The 2,410-nt window shown below is 42.4% G+C and carries 5 protein-coding genes; 2 read left to right on the top strand and 3 right to left on the bottom strand.

The features are described from left to right. The first annotated feature begins 267 nt into the window (after positions 1-267). Both F607_RS0126325 and F607_RS0126320 read left to right on the top strand, forming a co-directional pair. Positions 268-528, top strand: a complete 261-nt coding sequence (locus tag F607_RS0126325; RefSeq protein ID WP_038292453.1) for a type II toxin-antitoxin system TacA family antitoxin — start codon at positions 268-270, stop codon at positions 526-528. Further along, complete coding sequence (locus tag F607_RS0126320) at positions 528-1,052, top strand: GNAT family protein (protein WP_051311860.1); 525 nt, start codon at positions 528-530, stop codon at positions 1,050-1,052. The genes F607_RS0126325 and F607_RS0126320 overlap by 1 nt, the downstream gene beginning before the upstream one ends. A gap of 86 nt (positions 1,053-1,138) precedes the next feature. On the opposite strand, the gene F607_RS0126315 is transcribed toward F607_RS0126320, so the two are convergent. From F607_RS0126315 to F607_RS0126305, 3 genes are read right to left on the bottom strand one after another with little or no spacing between them, the layout of a single operon-like run. Beyond that, positions 1,139-1,459: a helix-turn-helix domain-containing protein gene (locus F607_RS0126315; RefSeq protein WP_027710379.1), complete on the bottom strand. Its 321-nt coding sequence runs from the start codon at positions 1,457-1,459 to the stop codon at positions 1,139-1,141. A gap of 14 nt (positions 1,460-1,473) precedes the next feature. Continuing rightward, positions 1,474-1,818 (bottom strand): type II toxin-antitoxin system RelE/ParE family toxin, encoded by a 345-nt coding sequence (locus F607_RS0126310; protein WP_027710378.1) that lies wholly within the window; start codon positions 1,816-1,818, stop codon positions 1,474-1,476. Positions 1,819-1,875: 57 nt separating this feature from the next. Next, positions 1,876-2,121 carry a type II toxin-antitoxin system ParD family antitoxin gene (locus F607_RS0126305; protein ID WP_027710377.1) on the bottom strand — a complete coding sequence of 82 codons (246 nt, stop codon included), beginning with the start codon at positions 2,119-2,121 and terminating at the stop codon, positions 1,876-1,878. Positions 2,122-2,410: the final 289 nt, after the last annotated feature.

The following is a 2,410-nucleotide window of genomic DNA, read 5'->3' as shown; positions in this document are numbered from 1 at the left end:
GAAAAAACTTCCGGTAACTTCTGTTATCGGCTATTTTTGGGTGACAGCAGTAGTATACTATCAAAAACGGTAATACGTATTACTAAGTTAGAAGGCTCTAATATAGTGAAAAATGACGCCAAATCGGCTACAAGCCAACAATAGCAATGCTTTGGGCGTGCAGACGCAGGACCTAGTCGAGATTGCTAATTACTTTGCGCGTGCTAAAATGACACGCTAATAATAAGTGTGCTATATTGACACGCATATGTTTCCGGAGACGAGATCATGTCACGCATTACCACCACACTTGATGAAACACAGCGCAAATTGATTGACTCGGCCTTACCTTTATCAGGCGCTACCTCGATCAACTCTTTTGTGGCGGAAGCCGCGCTTGATAGAGCACGAGCACTCATTGAAGCAGAAAAAAGACTGTACCCCAATGACGAGCAAGCTCAGCGTTTTTTTGAGGCACTGGAAAACCCTCCAGAACCTAATGACTACTTAAAAGATGCGTTGAAGCAGTACTTGGGGTCAGATGCTTAATGGCTGATTTACCCTTTAAAACAATGGCATTAGACACTCATATTCATGATCGGCAGGCTTTTGATTGTGGCAATGAAGATCTTAACCATTATCTGCAACGAACAGCAAACCAGCATGGTCTCAAGTACTTATCGCAAACTTTTGTACTCACCCGTCGAGAGCAACGGAACTTCATTCGTGGCTTTTACAGTATTGGGCCTTGCGAAGTAGATACCTGTAAACTGCCAGCTGCGTTTATGAAAAAGTACAAGGGCTTGCTTGCCGTACCCTGTATTCGAATCAACCGGTTAGCCGTGGAACTGTCTGAGCATGGTAAAGGGTTGGGTAAAGTGCTGATTATTGACGCGTTAATGCGCTCACTGGTGGTGGCTAAATCGGTGGGTAGTGCCGCAGTGATTGTGGATGCCAAGACTGAAGCGCTTTTGTCATTTTATGAGAAGTGTGGCTTTATGGTTTATGATGAGTTATCTCTGTTTCTTCCCATGAAAACCATCAATAATTTATTTACTGAGCTCGTACAATAACTGCTTTATGTTCCGCGTGGAACATTTTGTGGAACACGCTTTAACTCAATATTCCAAAGTAAAGCAGTACACGTTATAACCATGCCCTACTGAGCATGGTTGTCATACTGATTAATGATAACTGCAGATCCATCAGGAAAACGTGCAACAACCTCCAGCTCACCACCTAAGGCCTTTAAGTAGCTACGTAGCGTTGACAGGTAGACATCAGAGTTGTTGTTTTCTTGCTTAGCGACATTAGGTTGAGAAACATTTAAGGCTTTCGCGAGGTCTTCTTGTTTTACATTTTTAGACTGGCGAAGCTCTGCTAATGTCATCTCAGTAAGAATCTCAGCCGCTTTTGCGGTTGCCTGTGCTTGCACTTCAGGTGAAACTTTTTTGAGTAATTCTGATAGTGGTTTAGCCATTGTTAACCCTCCAATTAGTGCAAGCTGTCCAAATGCTTCAAAAACTCTCTTTCTGCAATGGGTATCATTTTTTTATAAAACCGTTTATCGCCTGTCTTATCTCCACCGCACAACAGGACTGCTTGCCGTTCAGGATCAAAGGCAAAAAATACACGGTATGGTCTGCCTTGGTGCTGTGCTCTTAACTCTTTCAAGTTTTTAACACGCTTAGAGCCTTCCAGGGTATCAGCATAAGGTCGGCTTAGTTCAGGCCCCTTCATTTCAAGCAGCTTGATTACGGTTAAGACTGAGACCTGTTCAGCTTCACTAAGCGCTAAAAACCATTGATCAAACTCATCTACTGTAACAACCTTCCACATAAGCTCATCATCATTAATGTTAGTACATTATAACCTCAAGGTTATATAACTTTGAAGTTATTTTAGGTTGATGCTATCAAGAATGGATTGCATGTCATAATCAACAGTCTTACCTGCTTCAGCTTCAACAACACCCTCTGCAATGAGCTTTCTTAATGCATCAAGCTTGGCTTCTCGCTCCTCGAGCAATCTTAAACCAGCCCGAATAACCTCACTGGCAGAGCCAAAACGACCAGTTTTGAGCTGCTCTGCAATGAAGCCATCAAAGTGATCTCCTAGAGAGATGCTTGTGTTCTTTGCCATGGATTAATACCAATTAATACCAAATATTGGTAATATGCTAACATGGTTAGGGTTATTTGAGTAGTTGTTACTGTGCTAAAGGATTTGGGCTGCTGTGCTACATTTGCTATGGATTGGCAGGTGATACTGCACTGACATCAGCAACAACCAAGTAAAAATAAGCAGGAGGGGTCACTTTTAAGTTGCTATTGACAAAAACCCCTTTATGTTCTGCGCAGAACATTTTGTGGAACAAGTACTTTCTACATTAATCAGGTTCAGGCAACTGACGTGAGCATTACCAATGGCT

The organism is Zooshikella ganghwensis DSM 15267, assembly GCF_000428585.1.
Classification (GTDB): domain Bacteria; phylum Pseudomonadota; class Gammaproteobacteria; order Pseudomonadales; family Zooshikellaceae; genus Zooshikella; species Zooshikella ganghwensis.
The sequence above is the reverse complement of the archived record's forward strand: the minus strand, read 5'-3'. Positions and strand labels throughout refer to the sequence as shown.